The organism is Streptomyces sp. NPDC048352 (genome assembly GCF_040651895.1).
In the GTDB taxonomy this organism is placed as follows: Bacteria; Actinomycetota; Actinomycetes; order Streptomycetales; family Streptomycetaceae; genus Streptomyces.
Genome location: NZ_JBEZKZ010000072.1, coordinates 20,041 through 37,610, shown reverse-complemented (window position 1 = coordinate 37,610; position 17,570 = coordinate 20,041). Strand labels below are relative to the sequence as shown.

Genomic DNA, 17,570 nt, shown 5'->3' with positions numbered 1-17,570 from the left:
ACGCCCGGTTACATTCCGAACCCGGAAGCTAAGCCTTTCAGCGCCGATGGTACTGCAGGGGGGACCCTGTGGGAGAGTAGGACGCCGCCGAACAACCCGCCCTTTTAGCTCAGTCGGTAGAGCGTCTCCATGGTAAGGAGAAGGTCAACGGTTCGATTCCGTTAAAGGGCTCCACAAAGAAGGCCCCCGCCATCAGGCGGGGGCTTTTTTGCGTTTCCGGGAGCCGGCTTGGGCGAGCCGCCCTAGAGATTGTGATCTGGAGACAGCTCGCCCCTCGCAACCGGAGGAGAATCAGGCGAGGCAGAACTCGTTGCCCTCGATGTCCTGCATCGTGATGCATGACTCGTTGACTCCATCGGCGCGCTGCGTCAGCACGTGTTTCGCGCCGAGCGCCATCAGCCGCGCGCATTCGGCCTCGAGTGTGGCCAGGCGCTCGTCACCCACGAGCCCTGTGCCGACCCGCACATCAAGATGCACCCGGTTCTTGACGACCTTGCCTTCGGGAACTCGCTGGAAGAGCACGCGCGGGCCCACACCCGAGGGATCAGCGCACGCGAAGTAGACCTCGTCCTCAGGCGGCAGCGAGTGGTGGTACTCCTCCCACGTGGCAAAACCCTCCGGGACTGCCGGTACGACGTACCCCAGCACCTCGCACCAGAAGGCGGCGAGGCGCGCAGGTTCCGCGCAGTCGAAGGTCACTTGGAACTGCTTGATCGTTGACATCGGCGCACGATAACAGGGCCCCTGCTCATCTCCCCGGGTGGGTGGATCGGTTACGGGACAGCCCTTGGGGGTGCGGCACTTTGAGGTGCCGCAGCCGCAGGGGCGGGTGGTTCAGCAGCCCTCGCGCTGCTGGGGGACCCGGAACGCGAGGATGGCCATGTCGTCCGAGGCGGGTTCCGCCGCGAAGCGCTCCACCGCGCGCAGGACGCGGGAGGCGACCGCGCCCGCCGTGAGGCCGGTGCAGGTCGTCAGGACCTCCGCCAGGCCGTCGTCGCCCAGCATGCGGGTGCCCTCGCGGCGCTCCGTGACGCCGTCCGTGACGCAGAGCAGGACGTCACCCGGGTCGAGGGTCAGCGTCTCCTCGTAGAGGTCGAGGTCGTCGATCACGCCGAGCAGCGGCTGCGGTTCCGCGGCCGGGGTGACCTGGCCGTCCGGGCGCAGGCGCAGCGGGAGGGGGTGGCCCGCGCAGACGACCTTCATCAGGGCGCCGCCGTCGGGCTGGGGGTGGAGTTCCCCGTACAGGAGGGTGAGGAAGCGGCTGCGGGCGCCCTCGTCGAGGATCGCCGCGTTGAGCCGCTCCAGCACCGCCGGCCCGCCCAGGCCCTCGCGGGCCAGGAGGCGCAGGGCGTGGCGGGCCAGGCCGGTGACGGCGGCCGCCTCGGGGCCCGTACCGCAGACGTCGCCGATGGCGAAGCCGTACACGCCGTCGCGGATCGGGAAGACGTCGTAGAAGTCGCCGCCCACCTCGTTGCCCTCGCCGGCGGCGCGGTAGATGACCTCGACCTCCATGCCGGGGATGGCGGGGGAGCCGGGCGGCAGGAGGCTGCGCTGGAGGGAGCGGCTGATGGCCGTGCGCTCGGAGTAGAGGCGGGCGTTGTCCAGGGCCAGGGCGGCCCTGCGGGAGAGGTCGTCGGCGAGTTCGAGGATCTCCTGGCGGAAGTGCTCCCCGGTGGGCTTGCCGAGGGTCAGCATGCCGATGACCCGGTTGCGGGCGAGGAGGGGCAGGACGACCGTCTCGCCGCCGACCGCGGTGGTCGCCCCCGGCCAGGGGCGGGCTCCGGCCTCGCGGACCGGCTCGGGCGGGCTGACGCGGGAGAGCAGGGCCTTGAGACCGTCGATGCGTTCCTCGTCCTCGTGCAGCACGTAGGCGAGGTAGGGGTCGGAGGTCTGGTCGGCGATGGTGTAGACGGCACACCAGGTGGCCAGGGTCGGGACGGTCATCTGGGCCATGAGGGCCAGGGTCTGGTCCCGGTCGAGGGTGCCAGCGAGCAGGTCGGAGGCCTCGACGAGGAAGGAGAGGGAGCCGCGGCGCAGCCGTTCCAGTTCGCCGAGGCGGGCGGACTCCACGGCGAGGGCGATGCGGTCGGCGGCGAACTGCAGGCGCAGGGCTTCTTCGTTGGTGTAGCGGCCCGGGACCTCGGCGGCGACGCCGAGGGAGCCGGTGAGGCGGCCCTCGACCTTGAGGGGGACGGTGACGACGGAGCGCATGCCGGTGGCCTCCAGGAGCGGCACGGCCCCGGGGACGACGGCGAGGTCGTCGTGGACGGCGGGCAGGCGGGCGGAGCCGTAGCGGCTGGTGCCGGCCTCGACGGGGACCCGGGCGAAGCGCTGGCGGGTGGAGGGGAGGCCGGTGGTGGCGCGGACCTCGAGCTCGGTCTCGTCGTCGGTGGCCAGGAGCAGGAAGGCGGAGTCGGCGTCGAGCATGTCACGGGCGCGTTCGACGGTGCGCTGGAGGAGTCCCTCGAGGTCGTCGGGGGCGGGGGAGCCGATGAAGACCTCGAAGGGGTCCGCGGGGCGGGGATCGGCGTGCTGGCCGTCCGAGGAGGGGACGCGTACGGGGGTCTGGAGCAGGGCGCGCTCGTCGTCGTGGACCAGCAGGCAGACGATGGAGGGCTCGCCGTGGGCGTCGCGGACCCGCAGGTGGGAGGCGTACACGGGGATGACGCGGCCGTCGGCGCCGCGGATGCCGTAGCTGCCCTCCCAGCGGGACAGGCGCAGGGCCTCGGCGACGCCGGTACCGGTGCCGGGGGTCTGCGGCCAGGCGGCGAGCTCGGCGAGGGGGCGGCCGAGGACCTTCTCGGCGGGGTAGCCGAAGATGTGCTCGGCGTCCTCGTTCCAGGAGGAGACGGCGTCGGTGGCGTCGACCTGGAGGACGGCGACGCGGACGCGGCTGTCGGTCAGGGGCAGGAACTGGTCCGCGACGACGGGGCCCGCGGAGCGGGTACCGACCGGCCGGTCCGGGAGGTCCAGGCGGAACCACACGTGCTTGTGCGTGGCGGTGTACTCGACGCCCCAGCGGGTGGCGAGGGCGGCGCAGAGCATCAGACCGCGGCCGCTCTCGCGGTCGGGATCGGCGTACGGGCGCTCACCGGGGTGCGCCAGCGGCAGCTCGCGCTCCGGGTACCGGTCGGCGACCTCGACGCGTACGCCGTCCTCGGCGCGCAGGCACAGGACCTCGGCGCGGGTTCCGGCGTGGACCACGGCGTTGGTGACGAGTTCGCTGGTCAGCACCACCGCGTCGTCGATGATGTCCGCGAACCCCCAGCCCTGCAGCGTGTCGCGTACGAACGCGCGGGCGGCGGCGACGGACCGCCCCTGGGGGTCGAAACTGGCAGCCGCCCGTGCCGTGATCACGAGTCTCCTTCGACGCGGTTGGACATCGGATGCCAGGTTACTTACCTTCGCGCTCGCCAGGAGGCCGTCGTCGGGGATTCCACCCGCGGGGTGCGGGCGGTGTGCGATGGTGCCGAAGTGTTATGGCCGGGTTCGGCCGGGGTGAAACACTGGGCAGGCTTGGACAGCCGGCTCTTGGACAGCCGGATGTCCGGTGGAACAGCGGTCGACCCTTTCGGGAGGGACACGGTGGAGTCTGGCGCAGCGGTGCGGCGTACGGGAACGCGCCCCAAAGGGGGGCGGTCCCGGCGGGGCGGCACGACGGAAGTCGACAGCGCGGCTCTGAACCGTCTGCTCACGGCCCTGGTGTCGATGCGGGACGGGAATTTCCGCAAGAGGCTGACGGTCTCCGGCGAAGGCGTGATGGCGGAGATCGCCGCCGTCTACAACGAGGTCGCCGACCGGAACCTGCACCTGACCGGGGAGCTGTCCCGGGTCCGGCGCACGGTGGGCCGCGAGGGCAAGCTGAGCGAGCGGCTGGAGACGGGGGCCTGCGAGGGCTCCTGGGCGGCCGCGATCGACGCCTCGAACCAGCTGGTGGACGACCTCGCGCGGCCGGTGTCCGAGGTGGGCCGGGTGCTGTCGGCGGTGGCCGAGGGCGACCTGGACCAGCGGATGGACCTGCGTACGCAGGCCTCCGACGGGGCGGGCCATCCGCTGCGCGGAGAGTTTCTGAAGGTCGGGCGTACGGTCAACAACCTGGTCGACCAGCTGTCGGCGTTCACCGACGAGGTGACGCGGGTGGCGCTGGAGGTCGGTACCGAGGGCAAGCTGGGCGGTCAGGCCCAGGTCCGCGGAATGTCCGGCTCCTGGAAGGACCTGACCGACTCCGTCAACACGATGGCGTACCGGCTCACCGCTCAGGTGCGTGACATCGCCCTCGTGACGACGGCGGTCGCCAAGGGCGACCTGTCGCGCAAGGTCACGGTGCACGTGGCCGGCGAGATGCTCCAGCTGAAGAACACCGTGAACACCATGGTGGACCAGCTGTCCTCGTTCTCCTCCGAGGTGACGCGGGTCGCCCGCGAGGTGGGCACGGAGGGCGAGCTGGGCGGCCAGGCGAAGGTGCCCGGGGTCGCGGGCGTGTGGAAGGACCTGACCGACTCCGTCAACACGATGGCGGGGAACCTGACGGCGCAGGTGCGCGGGATCGCGCAGGTCACCACCGCCGTGGCGAACGGTGACCTGTCGCAGAAGGTGCGGGTCAGCGCGCGGGGCGAGGTCGCGCAGCTGGCCGAAACGATCAACCAGATGACGGAGACCCTGCGGACCTTCGCGGACGAGGTCACGCGCGTGGCCAGCGAGGTCGGCGCGAAGGGCCTGCTCGGCGGTCAGGCGCAGGTGCCCGGCGCCGCGGGTACGTGGAAGGACCTCACCGACTCGGTGAACACGGTCTTCCGCAACCTGACGACGCAGGTGCGGGACATCGCGCAGGTGACGACCGCGGTGGCGAACGGCGACCTGTCGCAGAAGGTCACGGTGGACGTGGCCGGCGAGATGCTGGAGCTGAAGAACACCGTCAACACGATGGTGGACCAGCTGCAGTCCTTCGGTGCGGAAGTGACGCGGGTGGCCCGTGAGGTCGGCGTCGAGGGCGAGCTGGGCGGCCAGGCGCAGGTGCCCGGTGCCGCCGGTACGTGGAAGGACCTCACCGACTCGGTGAACACCGCCTTCCGCAACCTGACGGGGCAGGTCCGCAACATCGCGCAGGTGACCACGGCAGTGGCGAACGGCGATCTGTCGCAGAAGGTCACGGTGGACGTCTCCGGCGAGATGCTCCAGCTGAAGAACACCGTGAACACGATGGTGGACCAGCTGTCGTCCTTCGCCGACCAGGTCACGCGGATGGCGCGGGACGTGGGTACGGAGGGCCGGCTCGGCGGCCAGGCCCGGGTCGAGGGGGTCTCCGGCACCTGGAAGGAGCTCACCGACTCCGTCAACTTCATGGCGGGGAACCTGACCTCCCAGGTGCGCCAGATCGCCCAGGTGACGACGGCGGTGGCGCGCGGCGACCTGTCCCAGAAGATCGACGTGGACGCCCGAGGCGAGATCCTGGAGCTGAAGAACACCATCAACACGATGGTCGACCAGCTCTCCGCCTTCGCGGAGCAGGTGACCCGGGTGGCGCGGGACGTGGGCACCGAGGGCCGGCTCGGTGGTCAGGCGCAGGTGCCCGGCGTGGCCGGGGTGTGGCGGGACCTGACCGACTCGGTGAACTTCATGGCCTCCAACCTGACCGGCCAGGTGCGCAACATCGCCCAGGTCGCGACGGCGGTGGCGCGCGGCGACCTGTCGCAGAAGATCGACGTGGACGCCCGCGGCGAGATCCTGGAGCTGAAGAACACCCTCAACACGATGGTCGACCAGCTGTCGAACTTCGCGGAGCAGGTCACCCGGGTCGCCCGCGAGGTGGGCACCGAGGGCATCCTGGGCGGCCAGGCCGAGGTCAAGGGCGTCTCGGGCACCTGGAAGGACCTCACCCAGTCCGTCAACTTCATGGCGAACAACCTGACGTCCCAGGTGCGCAACATCGCCGAGGTGACCACGGCGGTGGCCATGGGCGACCTGTCGAAGAAGATCACGGTCGACGCCAAGGGCGAGATCCTCGAACTGGTCACCACCGTGAACACGATGGTCGACCAGCTGTCCTCCTTCGCCGAGCAGGTGACGCGGGTCGCCCGTGAGGTGGGCACGGAGGGCATCCTGGGCGGGCAGGCGCGGGTGCGCGGGGTGACCGGCATCTGGAAGGACCTCTCCGACAACGTCAACCTGATGGCCGACAACCTGACCTCGCAGGTGCGCAACATCTCGCAGGTCTCGGCGGCGGTGGCCAACGGCGACCTGACCAAGAAGGTCACCGTGGAGGCGCGCGGCGAGGTCGCCCAGCTCGCGGACACCGTCAACACGATGGTGAAGACGCTGTCGTCCTTCGCGGACGAGGTCACGCGTGTGGCCCGCGAGGTGGGCACGGAGGGCCGCCTGGGCGGTCAGGCGCACGTCCCCGGGGTCTCCGGTACGTGGAAGGACCTCACCGACTCGGTGAACTTCATGGCGTCCAACCTCACCGGGCAGGTGCGGCAGATCGCCATGGTCACGACCGCCATCGCCAAGGGCGACATGACCAAGAAGATCGACATCGACGCGCGCGGGGAGATCCTGGAGCTCAAGACGACCATCAACACGATGGTCGACCAGCTGTCCTCCTTCGCCGACCAGGTGACCCGGGTCGCGCGCGAGGTGGGCACCGAGGGCATCCTCGGCGGACAGGCCCGCGTGCGGGACGTCGACGGCACGTGGCGGGACCTGACCGAGTCCGTGAACGAGATGGCCGGCAACCTCACCCGGCAGGTGCGCGCCATCGCGGCGGTGGCCACCGCGGTAACCCGCGGCGACCTCAGCCTGAAGGTCGACGTGGACGCGGCGGGCGAGATCCAGGTCCTCCAGGACAACATCAACACGATGATCGTGAACCTGCGCGACACCACCCTGGCCAACAAGGAGCAGGACTGGCTCAAGGGCAACCTCGCCCGGATCTCGGCCCTGATGCAGGGCCGCCGGGACCTGGACGACGTGGCCAAGCTGATCATGAGCGAGCTGACCCCCGTGGTCTCCGCGCAGCACGGCGCCTTCTTCCTGGCGGTACCGGCCGGCGGGACCTCCGAGATCGGGACGGACGGCGGCGCGGAGGGCTCGTACGAGCTGCGGATGCGCGGGAGCTACGCCTACGCGGGCGCCCAGATGCCCATCTCGTTCCGGCCGGGGGAGGGGCTGATCGGCACCGTCGCCGAGGAGAAGCGGACGATCCTGGTCGAGAACACCCCGCCCGGCTACCTGAAGATCTCCTCGGGGCTGGGCGAGGCCCCGCCGGCGCACGTGATCGTGCTGCCCGTGCTGTTCGAGGGGAAGGTGCTCGGTGTCATCGAGCTGGCGTCCTTCACGCCGTTCACGCAGATCCAGAAGGACTTCCTGAGCCAGATCGCCGAGATGATCGGTACGAGCGTCAACACCATCTCGGTGAACTCCAAGACGGAGATGCTGCTCAAGCAGTCCCAGGAGATGACCGAGCAGCTGCGCGAGCGCTCCGACGAGCTGGAGAACCGGCAGAAGGCCCTCCAGGCCGCCAACGCGGAACTGGAGGAGAAGGCCGAGCTGTTGGCCCAGCAGAACCGGGACATCGAGGTGAAGAACACCGAGATCGAGGAGGCCCGGCAGGTCCTGGAGGAGCGTGCCGAGCAGCTCGCGGTCTCGATGCGGTACAAGAGCGAGTTCCTCGCGAACATGTCGCACGAGCTGCGCACGCCGCTGAACTCGCTGCTGATCCTGGCCAAGCTGCTCGCCGACAACGCGGACGAGAACCTCTCGCCCAAGCAGGTGGAGTTCGCGGAGACCATCCACGGCGCGGGCTCGGACCTGCTCCAGCTGATCAACGACATCCTCGACCTGTCGAAGGTCGAGGCCGGGAAGATGGACGTCTCGCCGACGCGGATCGCGCTGGTCCAGCTCGTGGACTACGTGGAGGCCACCTTCCGGCCGCTGACCGCGGAGAAGGGGCTGGACTTCTCGGTGCGGGTCTCGCCGGAGCTCCCCGCGACCCTGCACACCGACGAGCAGCGGCTGCTCCAGGTGCTGCGCAACCTGCTGTCGAACGCGGTGAAGTTCACCGACAACGGGGCGGTGGAGCTGGTGATCCGGCCCGCCGGGTCGGACGTGCCGACGGCCATCCGGGAGCAGCTGCTGGAGGCGGGGTCGCTGCGCGAGGCGGACGCCGACCTGATCGCGTTCTCGGTGACCGACACCGGGATCGGTATCGCGGCGAGCAAGATGCTGGTGATCTTCGAGGCGTTCAAGCAGGCGGACGGGACGACCAGCCGCAAGTACGGCGGTACGGGGCTGGGGCTGTCCATCAGCCGGGAGATCGCCCGGCTGCTGGGCGGTGAGATCCATGCGGCGAGCGAGCCGGGCCGCGGCTCGACCTTCACGCTGTACCTGCCGCTGCACCCGAGCGAGCTGCCGCCGCAGGGGTACGCGCCCCCGACGCCCGGCGGGGCGCGCGGGGAGTACCGCAGGACGGCCGCGGAGGCGCTGCCCGCCGCGCAGCCGCTGCCCGCGGCGCTGCCGGCCGCGCCGGTGGAGGAGGCTCCGGTGCGGGAGGCGCTGCCGGTGGCCGAGGCGACCGGGCCGGGCTCTTCGGCGCTGTTCCGGCGCCGGCGCAAGCCGGCGGCCGGTCCGCAGCCGCGCACCGAGGTGCCGGGGCAGGTCGACGGAGCGGCGTGGGACGTGCAGGAGCCGCTGCCGGCGCCGCCGCGTTCGTACGACTTCCACGGCGAGCGGGTGCTGATCGTGGACGACGACGTGCGCAACGTCTTCGCCCTGACGAGCGTGCTGGAGCAGCACGGGCTGGCGGTGCTCTACGCGGAGAACGGCCGGGAGGGCATCGAGGTGCTGGAGCAGCACGACGACGTGGCGGTCGTGCTGATGGACATCATGATGCCGGAGATGGACGGGTACGCGACGACGTCGGCGATCCGGCGGATGCCGCAGTTCGCGGGGCTGCCGATCATCGCGCTGACGGCGAAGGCGATGAAGGGCGACCGGGAGAAGGCCATCGACTCCGGGGCTTCCGACTACGTCACCAAGCCGGTCGAGCCCGACTACCTGCTGTCGGTCATGGAACAGCACATGCGAGGAAAGTGATCGGAGGGCGGGACGCGGGCGGCGGCCCGGAGGGGAACCTTCGGGCCTCCCCTCACGTTTCCGCTACGTGCACAGTGACATCTTGGTGACAGGGTGTGGCGATCTGAGGACTGGGGCTACGATGACCGGCACAAGGACGGACGGCGCAAGGATGCCGTCCTCTGGGGCGGGGCCCGGCGCGCACGCCGGAGCCAGGAGCCGGGGAGGCCCCATGCCGGGGCGAGGAGGACAGGGCATGGTGCAGAAGGCCAAGATCCTCCTGGTCGACGACCGGCCGGAGAATCTGCTGGCGCTGGAGGCCATCCTCTCCGCGCTCGATCAGACACTGGTCCGGGCGTCTTCCGGGGAGGAAGCGCTCAAAGCGCTGCTCACGGACGATTTCGCGGTCATCCTGCTGGATGTCCAGATGCCGGGCATGGACGGGTTCGAAACCGCCGCGCACATCAAACGGCGCGAACGGACCCGGGACATCCCGATCATCTTCCTCACCGCGATCAACCACGGTCCGCACCACACCTTCCGCGGGTACGCGGCGGGCGCGGTGGACTACATCTCGAAGCCGTTCGATCCCTGGGTGCTGCGCGCCAAGGTCTCGGTGTTCGTCGAGCTCTACACCAAGAACTGCCAGCTGCGGGAGCAGGCGGCGCTGCTGCGCCTCCAGCTGGAGGGCGGCGGGACCAACGGCGACGGCAGCCGGGAGACGGCCGGTCTGCTGGCCGAGCTCTCCGCACGGCTGGCGGCGGTCGAGGAGCAGGCCGAGGCGCTGACCAAGCAGCTCGGCGAGGACTCGGCGGAAGCCGCGGTGGTGGCGACGGCCGCCCACCTGGAGCGCAAGCTGACCGGTCTGCGGCGGGCACTGGACGCGCTGGAGCCGGGAGCCAGCGGAGGAGCGCCGGTCCTGCCGGCCCAGAGCTGAGGCGGTCCGGGCCGTACGCCCCCGTCCCCGCCGGCGCGGCGGTCCGCCTCCGGGCTCCCGTTGGCGGGCGGCGGTTCTGCCGGGGCGTCAAAGCCCTTGCCCGTACGGCGACACGAACGGGTGAAGGGGTGGGCACGCGTGTCCACCGGCGTGCGCACGGGTAACCTCGGGCCCATGGCCTCAAGTACGTCCGGCAAGGGTTCCCAGAGCACCGCGGGCGCCGCGAAGGGCCGCACCGGCCGTACGACGGCGCCGGCGAAGAAGGCGGCCCCGCGTAAGCCCCCCGCGAAGAAGGCCGTTGGGGCCAGACGCCCCCCGGTGAAGAAGGTCGCCGCCAGGCCGGCGCCGTCGCCGACCGGGGGAGTGGTGCGGCTGGTCCGCTGGTGCTGGCTCGGTCTCGCGCACGCGATCGGCGGGCTGTTCCGCGGGCTGGGCCGGGGGGCCAGGAACCTGGACCCGGCGCACCGCAAGGACGGTGTGGCGCTGCTGCTGCTCGCCCTCGCGCTGATCGTCGCCGCCGGCACCTGGTCGAACCTGAGCGGGCCCGTCGGGGAGCTGGTGACGATGCTGGTCACCGGGGCGTTCGGGCGCCTGGACCTGCTCGTGCCGGTCCTGCTGGGGGTCATGGCGGTACGTTTCATCCGCCACCCCGAGCAGAACGACGCCAACGGGCGCATCGGCATCGGCCTGTCCGCCCTGGTCATCGGCGTCCTCGGGCTGGTGCACATCGCCTGCGGGGCGCCGGGCCGGGACGAGGGCACCACCGCCATGCAGAACGCGGGCGGGCTCATCGGCTGGGGTGCCTCCAAGCCGCTGATCTTCACGATGGGTGCGCCGCTGGCCGTGCCCATGCTGGTGCTGCTGACGGTGTTCGGGCTGCTGGTGGTCACCGCCACCCCGGTCGCCGCGGTCCCGCAGCGGCTGCGCCGGCTGGGGATCCGGCTCGGGGTCGTCCAGGCCGGCGCGTACGACGAGGGGTACGGGGAGTACGAGGTCGCCGGCCGGCCCGAACGCCCCGACCGGCATGACGCCGGGCAGTGGCGGGCCCGCAGCGGCGGCCCCGGCGGCCCGGGTGGTGCCGGTGCGGCGGACGAGGCCGAGGAGGCGGCCCTGGCCCGGCGGCGCCGGCCCCGGCGGAGCGCCGCGCGGCCGGGAGAGCGGGAGCCGGACGCCGTCGACGTGGCCGCGGCGGCCGCGGCCGCGCTGGACGGCGTGGTCTACGGGGGGCTGCCGCCGAACCCGCTGGTCGCCGACCTCACCCAGGGGATCTCCGGCCGGGGGGAGGGGGCGGAGGTCACCGCCGCGGTGCCGACCGCCCGCGAGGAGCGGCCCGCCGCCCCGGCTCCGGCGGAGCCCTCCGGCGCGCCGCACGAGCGCACCGCCGCCGCCTCCGGGACGCTGTCGGTGCCGGACCTGACGAAGGCGCCGCCGGAGAAGGCCGAGCCGCTGCCGCCGCGCGCCGAACAGCTCCAGCTGCGCGGGGACATCACGTACGCCCTGCCCTCGCTGGAGCTGCTGGAGAAGGGCGGCCCCGGCAAGACCCGCAGCGCCGCCAACGACGCGGTCGTCGCCTCGCTGACGAACGTGTTCACCGAGTTCAAGGTCGACGCGCAGGTCACCGGCTTCACCCGGGGCCCGACGGTGACCCGGTACGAGGTGACGCTCGGCGCCGCGGTGAAGGTCGAGCGGATCACGGCGCTGGCGAAGAACATCGCCTACGCCGTGGCCTCCCCGGACGTACGGATCATCAGCCCGATCCCGGGCAAGTCGGCCGTCGGCATCGAGATTCCGAACACCGACCGCGAGATGGTCAACCTGGGCGACGTACTGCGGCTCGCGGACGCCGCCGAGGACGACCACCCGATGCTGGTCGCGCTCGGCAAGGACGTCGAGGGCGGCTACGTCATGGCCAACCTGGCGAAGATGCCGCACGTGCTGGTCGCGGGCGCCACCGGCTCCGGCAAGTCGTCCTGCATCAACTGCCTGATCACCTCGATCATGGTGCGGGCCACGCCGGAGGACGTCCGGATGGTCCTCGTCGACCCCAAGCGGGTCGAGCTGACCGCCTACGAGGGCATCCCGCACCTGATCACGCCGATCATCACCAACCCCAAGCGGGCCGCAGAGGCCCTCCAGTGGGTGGTGCGCGAGATGGACCTGCGCTACGACGACCTCGCCGCCTTCGGCTACCGGCACATCGACGACTTCAACCAGGCCATCCGGGACGGCAAGATCACGCTGCCGCCGGGCAGCGAGCGGGAGCTGAGCCCGTACCCGTACCTGCTGGTGATCGTCGACGAGCTCGCCGACCTGATGATGGTGGCCCCGCGCGACGTCGAGGACTCGATCGTCCGCATCACCCAGCTGGCCCGCGCGGCCGGCATCCACCTGGTGCTGGCCACCCAGCGGCCCTCGGTGGACGTGGTGACCGGTCTGATCAAGGCGAACGTGCCCTCGCGGCTCGCCTTCGCGACCTCCTCGCTGGCCGACAGCCGGGTCATCCTCGACCAGCCCGGCGCCGAGAAGCTGATCGGCAAGGGTGACGGGCTGTTCCTGCCGATGGGCGCGAACAAGCCGGTCCGCCTCCAGGGCGCCTTCGTCACCGAGGACGAGATCGCCGGCATCGTGCGGCACTGCAAGGAGCAGATGACGCCGGTCTTCCGCGACGACGTCACCGTCGGGCAGAAGCAGAAGAAGGAGATCGACGAGGAGATCGGCGACGACCTGGACCTGCTGTGCCAGGCGGCGGAGCTGGTGGTCTCCACCCAGTTCGGCTCGACCTCGATGCTCCAGCGCAAGCTGCGGGTGGGCTTCGCCAAGGCCGGGCGGCTCATGGACCTGATGGAGTCCCGCGGGGTCGTCGGACCGAGCGAGGGCTCCAAGGCGCGCGACGTGCTGGTGAAGCCGGACGAGCTCGACGGCGTCCTCGCGGTGATCCGCGGCGAGGACGCGCCCTAGGCAGGATCCGGGGGCCCCGGATGCCGGAACGGGTGTCCGCCGGGCTCACCCGACCGAATGGGATCGCCGCCGGATCGGGCGGCAACCGTTTCCCCTGGGCGCGCGTCAAGTTGAGGAGACACCGGCGGGTGCGCGCTTCGCCATTCGGATGGCGTAGGAAGCGGACCCTCCGGTTGCCCCACCCTTTCGTCACCCCCCTAGACTGGACATCCAGCAGGTGGCTACACGCTCGAAAGGCGCCCTTGTGTCCATCGGCAACTCCAACTCCCCCGAAGAAGAGCGGCCTTCGACCGACCGGTCCGAGGACCAGTCCGAGGACCGCATCATCGAGCGCTCCGTCGAAGGGCCGTCCATCGGAACGGCCCTCAAGAAGGCCCGGATCGCCGCCGGGCTCACCGTCGACGAAGTCAGTTCCTCCACCCGCGTGCGCATCCCCATCGTGCACGCGATCGAGGAGGACGACTTCACGCGGTGCGGCGGCGACGTGTACGCCCGCGGCCATATCCGTACGCTGGCCCGCGCCGTGCACATCGATCCGGCACCCCTGGTCGAGAGCTACGACGCCGCCCACGGCGGCCGGCCGGCCCCCACCCCCGCGGCGCCGATGTTCGAGGCCGAGCGGATCCGCCCCGAGCGGCAGCGGCCCAACTGGACCGCGGCCATGGTCGCCGCCATCGTCGCCGTGATCGGCTTCGTCGGCTTCACCGCCTTCGGCGGCGGCGACGAGCCGTCCAAGCGGTCGGTGGCGGAAGGTTCCTCCCCGCAGCCCGCGCCCAAGCAGTCCGCGGGCAAGCAGCCGGCCGCCCCGACCCCCAAGGCACCCAAGCCCGAGCCCTCGGACAGTGCCATCGCCGCGGCCCCCAAGGACCTCGTCACCGTCGTCCTGACGGCGGACGAGGGCGAGAGCTGGGTCTCCGCGAAGGACCACAGCGGCCGGCTCCTCTTCGACGGGACCCTCGCGCTGGGCGAGTCGAAGACCTTCACGGACAAGGAGTCCGTGGACCTCGTCCTCGGCGACGCCGGAGCCGTCAAGCTGTTCGTGAACGGCAAGGAGATCAAGGAGAGGTTCGAGTCGGGACAGGTCGAACGTCTCACCTACACCAAGGACGACCCGCGCCAGGGCCAGGCCCAGGCGGGCTGACCAGCACGGAATAGAAGATTCCAGATCCCCGGGACCCCGCGCGGCTGCCGCCGCCGGCCCCGGGGATCTTGCTGCGGGGGGACTTGGGGCGGGGGCCGGCGCCGGGACGAAGTAGTCTTGAGTCCATGCCCGAACGCCGTACCGTCGCCCTTGTCACTCTTGGCTGCGCCCGTAACGAGGTGGACTCGGAGGAGCTCGCAGGCCGCTTGGCGGCGGATGGCTGGGAGCTCGTCGAGGACGCCGCCGACGCGGACGTAGCCGTCGTCAACACCTGCGGATTCGTCGAAGCCGCCAAGAAGGACTCCGTAGACGCCCTGCTGGAAGCCAACGATCTCAAGGACCACGGCAAGACCCAGGCCGTCGTCGCCGTCGGCTGTATGGCCGAGCGCTACGGCAAGGAACTCGCCGAAGCGCTCCCCGAGGCCGACGGAGTCCTCGGCTTCGACGACTACGCCGACATCTCCAACCGCCTCCAGACCATCCTCAGCGGTGGCAGCGTCGAGGCGCACACCCCGCGCGACCGGCGCAAGCTGCTGCCGATCAGCCCCGCCGAGCGGCAGGCCGCCGACGTGGCGCTGCCCGGCCACGCGCAGGAGCCCGCCCCCGCCCCCAGCGACCTGCCCGAGGGCCTGGCCCCCGCCTCCGGCCCGCGCGCGCCGCTGCGCCGCCGCCTGGACAAGAGCCCGGTCGCCTCGGTGAAGCTCGCCTCCGGCTGTGACCGGCGCTGCTCCTTCTGCGCCATCCCGTCCTTCCGCGGCTCCTTCATCTCCCGCCGCCCCAGCGACGTGCTGGGCGAGACGCGCTGGCTCGCCGAGCAGGGCGTCAAGGAGGTCATGCTGGTCTCCGAGAACAACACTTCGTACGGCAAGGACCTGGGCGACATCCGCCTGCTGGAGACCCTGCTGCCCGAGCTCGCCGCCGTCGACGGCATCGAGCGCGTCCGCGTCAGCTACCTCCAGCCGGCCGAGATGCGGCCCGGGCTGATCGACGTCCTCACCTCGACGCCCAAGGTCGTCCCGTACTTCGACCTGTCCTTCCAGCACTCGGCCCCCGACGTGCTGCGCGCCATGCGCCGCTTCGGTGACACCGACCGCTTCCTGGAGCTGCTGGACACCATCCGCTCCAAGGCCCCGCAGGCCGGCGTCCGGTCCAACTTCATCGTCGGCTTCCCCGGCGAGAAGGAGTCGGACTTCGCCGAGCTGGAGCGTTTCCTCACCCACGCCCGCCTCGACGCCATCGGCGTCTTCGGCTACTCCGACGAGGACGGCACCGAGGCCGCCGGCTACGAGGACAAGCTGGACGAGGACACCATCGCCGAGCGGCTCGCGCACATGCAGCGGCTCGCCGAGGAGCTGACCTCGCAGCGCGCGGAGGAGCGGATCGGGGAGACCCTGGAGGTACTCGTCGAGACGGTCGTCCCGCTGGACGAGGCCGAGGAGGGCGAGGGCGCCTACGGGCGCGCCGCCCACCAGGCTCCCGAGACCGACGGACAGGTCGTCTTCACGGACGGCGCGGGCCTGGTGCCCGGGCGCATCGTCACCGCCAAGGTGGTCGGGACCCTGGGCGTCGACCTGGTCGCGGAGGCCCTGGGCACGGAACTCGAGGAGGCGGCCGGATGACCGGAGTCCCGGCATCGGCGGCGGGCGGGACCGGCCGCCGGCCCGCTCCCGGCACGAAGCTCGGGACTGCGGCCGTCAACCAGGCCAGCCTCTGGAACATCGCCAACATCCTGACGATGATCCGGCTCGTCCTCGTGCCGGGATTCGTCCTGCTGCTGCTCGCCGACGGGGGCTACGACCCCGTCTGGCGGGCGCTGGCGTGGGCCGCCTTCGCCGTCGCCATGATCACGGACATCTTCGACGGGCACCTGGCCAGGACGTACAACCTGGTCACGGACTTCGGGAAGATCGCCGACCCCATCGCCGACAAGGCGATCATGGGGTCGGCGCTGGTGTGTCTGTCCTGGCTCGGCGATCTTCCCTGGTGGGTGACCGGGGTGATCCTCGGACGTGAGCTCGGGATCACGCTGATGCGGTTCTGGGTGATCCGGTACGGGGTGATCCCGGCCAGCCGGGGCGGCAAGATGAAGACCCTGGCCCAGGGCACGGCGGTGGGCATGTACGTGCTCGCGCTGACCGGGCCGCTGGCGACCTTGCGCTTCTGGGTGATGGCCCTCGCCGTCGTGCTGACCGTCGTCACCGGTCTGGATTACATCCGGCAGGCCGTGGTGCTGCGCCGGGCCGGACTCGCGGCGGAGCGGGTCGCGACGTGACACACGGGGCAGGGGGCGCGCCGGAGGCCGCGGAAGCGGCGGCCGGGGTGGCAGCGGTGGCCGAAGACGTACTGCGGATGCTTGCGGAGCGTGACCAGACGCTCGCGGTCGCGGAGTCGCTGACGGGCGGCATGGTGGCGGCGGAGCTCACGGCGGTGCCAGGTGCCTCGCGGGCCTTCCGCGGGTCGGTCACGGCGTACGCCACGGAACTGAAGCACCGCGTCCTCGGGGTGGACGCCGAGCTGCTGGCGGCCGAGGGCGCGGTGAACGCGCAGGTCGCGGAGGAGATGGCGGTCGGCGTGCGGCGGGCGCTGGGTGCCGCGTGGGGGATCGCGACGACCGGCGTGGCCGGCCCCGACCCCCAGGACGGTCAGCCCGTGGGCACCGTTTTCATCGCCGTGGCGGGTCCGGCGGGCAGGAAAACAGCCCGGCTGCGGTTGAACGGCTCCCGGACGGAAATCCGTAGGGAGAGTGCACGGACAGTGCTCGAACTCCTCTCGAGCGAACTCCGCGAGAATCTGCGGAGGCAGGATACGGAACAGAACGGGGGGATTTGATGTTTGCAGCCCTGAGTGAACACGACATCGCTCCCCGCACGGCCGCGGCGCGAGGCGGTACGGTGGGGCGTGAAGGTTACGGCTACACGGTCAGAGGAGGGAGCCACCGATGATTCTGCTCCGTCGCCTGCTGGGTGACGTGCTGCGTCGGCAGCGCCAGCGCCAGGGCCGTACTCTGCGCGAAGTCTCCTCGTCCGCCCGAGTTTCGCTCGGCTATCTCTCCGAGGTGGAGCGGGGGCAGAAGGAGGCATCCTCCGAGCTGCTCTCCGCGATCTGCGACGCGTTGGACGTACGGATGTCCGAGCTGATGCGCGAAGTCAGTGACGAGCTGTCGCTGGCGGAGCTTGCGCAGTCGGCCGCCGCAAGCGAACCGGTGCCGGCACCGGTGCGCCCGATGCTCAATTCGGTCTCCGTGGCCTCGGTCACGGGTGGACCCGAGCGGGTGACCATCAAGGCGCCCGTGGATGCGGTGAACGTCGTAGCCGCTTGAGCGCCGTTGGGTACGTGAGCGTGGCGGGAGCCCCGGTGGGTGCGTGAAGCACCGGCCGGGGCTCCTTGCCGTTGTCCGCCGGTGGCGCGGGGCCGTGCGGGTCCGGGCCGGTCGTTCTGGGTGCGGGGGCGGGGAGGCTGCGGGAG

The 17,570-nt window shown here is 71.2% G+C and carries 10 protein-coding genes, 1 tRNA gene and 1 rRNA gene; 10 read left to right on the top strand and 2 right to left on the bottom strand.

The genetic code is table 11. The features are described from left to right. Positions 1 to 93: ribosomal RNA gene (gene rrf / locus AB0D45_RS28095) — 5S ribosomal RNA — on the top strand; the annotation flags it as partial. A 5-nt stretch (positions 94 to 98) separates the two neighbouring features. Continuing rightward, positions 99 to 174: transfer RNA gene (locus tag AB0D45_RS28090), tRNA-Thr, on the top strand. 117 nt (positions 175 to 291) lie between these two features. Here the strand turns inward: AB0D45_RS28090 and AB0D45_RS28085 are convergent. Further along, positions 292 to 723 (bottom strand): VOC family protein, encoded by a 432-nt coding sequence (locus AB0D45_RS28085; RefSeq protein ID WP_362464040.1) that lies wholly within the window; start codon positions 721 to 723, stop codon positions 292 to 294. A 111-nt stretch (positions 724 to 834) separates the two neighbouring features. Beyond that, positions 835 to 3,357, bottom strand: a complete 2,523-nt coding sequence (locus AB0D45_RS28080; protein WP_361601039.1) for a SpoIIE family protein phosphatase — start codon at positions 3,355 to 3,357, stop codon at positions 835 to 837. 186 nt (positions 3,358 to 3,543) lie between these two features. Between AB0D45_RS28080 and AB0D45_RS28075 the strand changes: the two genes are divergently transcribed. The 8 genes from AB0D45_RS28075 (at position 3,544) to AB0D45_RS28040 (ending at position 17,424) form a co-directional block, all read left to right on the top strand. Continuing rightward, positions 3,544 to 9,090, top strand: coding sequence for a HAMP domain-containing protein (locus AB0D45_RS28075; protein ID WP_362464037.1), 5,547 nt, complete (start codon positions 3,544 to 3,546; stop codon positions 9,088 to 9,090). Between the two features lie 235 nt (positions 9,091 to 9,325). Further along, complete coding sequence (locus tag AB0D45_RS28070) at positions 9,326 to 10,006, top strand: response regulator (RefSeq protein WP_361601045.1); 681 nt, start codon at positions 9,326 to 9,328, stop codon at positions 10,004 to 10,006. 174 nt (positions 10,007 to 10,180) lie between these two features. Continuing rightward, positions 10,181 to 12,964 carry a DNA translocase FtsK gene (locus tag AB0D45_RS28065; RefSeq protein WP_362464034.1) on the top strand — a complete coding sequence of 928 codons (2,784 nt, stop codon included), beginning with the start codon at positions 10,181 to 10,183 and terminating at the stop codon, positions 12,962 to 12,964. A 244-nt stretch (positions 12,965 to 13,208) separates the two neighbouring features. After that, positions 13,209 to 14,105, top strand: a complete 897-nt coding sequence (locus AB0D45_RS28060; protein WP_361601051.1) for a RodZ domain-containing protein — start codon at positions 13,209 to 13,211, stop codon at positions 14,103 to 14,105. Positions 14,106 to 14,230: 125 nt separating this feature from the next. Further along, on the top strand, positions 14,231 to 15,724 hold the full coding sequence (gene rimO / locus AB0D45_RS28055; protein ID WP_361601054.1) for a 30S ribosomal protein S12 methylthiotransferase RimO: 1,494 nt from the start codon (positions 14,231 to 14,233) through the stop codon (positions 15,722 to 15,724). Continuing rightward, positions 15,721 to 16,377 carry a CDP-diacylglycerol--glycerol-3-phosphate 3-phosphatidyltransferase gene (gene pgsA / locus AB0D45_RS28050; RefSeq protein WP_361601057.1) on the top strand — a complete coding sequence of 219 codons (657 nt, stop codon included), beginning with the start codon at positions 15,721 to 15,723 and terminating at the stop codon, positions 16,375 to 16,377. Before rimO ends, pgsA begins: the two co-directional genes overlap by 4 nt. 77 nt (positions 16,378 to 16,454) lie before the next feature. After that, complete coding sequence (locus AB0D45_RS28045) at positions 16,455 to 16,934, top strand: CinA family protein (protein ID WP_361601108.1); 480 nt, start codon at positions 16,455 to 16,457, stop codon at positions 16,932 to 16,934. 109 nt (positions 16,935 to 17,043) lie between these two features. Beyond that, positions 17,044 to 17,424: a helix-turn-helix transcriptional regulator gene (locus AB0D45_RS28040; protein ID WP_361601060.1), complete on the top strand. Its 381-nt coding sequence runs from the start codon at positions 17,044 to 17,046 to the stop codon at positions 17,422 to 17,424. Positions 17,425 to 17,570 lie beyond the last annotated feature (146 nt).

Excerpts from the sequence above, each read along its gene's own strand:
- pgsA (WP_361601057.1), top strand. The coding sequence starts at position 15,721 with ATGACCGGAGTCCCGGCATCGGCGGCGGGCGGGACCGGCCGCCGGCCC.
- AB0D45_RS28070 (WP_361601045.1), top strand. The coding sequence starts at position 9,326 with ATGGTGCAGAAGGCCAAGATCCTCCTGGTCGACGACCGGCCGGAGAAT.
- rimO (WP_361601054.1), top strand. The coding sequence starts at position 14,231 with ATGCCCGAACGCCGTACCGTCGCCCTTGTCACTCTTGGCTGCGCCCGT.
- AB0D45_RS28075 (WP_362464037.1), top strand. The coding sequence starts at position 3,544 with ATGTCCGGTGGAACAGCGGTCGACCCTTTCGGGAGGGACACGGTGGAG.
- AB0D45_RS28040 (WP_361601060.1), top strand. The coding sequence starts at position 17,044 with ATGATTCTGCTCCGTCGCCTGCTGGGTGACGTGCTGCGTCGGCAGCGC.
- AB0D45_RS28045 (WP_361601108.1), top strand. The coding sequence starts at position 16,455 with ATGCTTGCGGAGCGTGACCAGACGCTCGCGGTCGCGGAGTCGCTGACG.
- AB0D45_RS28085 (WP_362464040.1), bottom strand. The coding sequence starts at position 723 with ATGTCAACGATCAAGCAGTTCCAAGTGACCTTCGACTGCGCGGAACCT.
- AB0D45_RS28065 (WP_362464034.1), top strand. The coding sequence starts at position 10,181 with ATGGCCTCAAGTACGTCCGGCAAGGGTTCCCAGAGCACCGCGGGCGCC.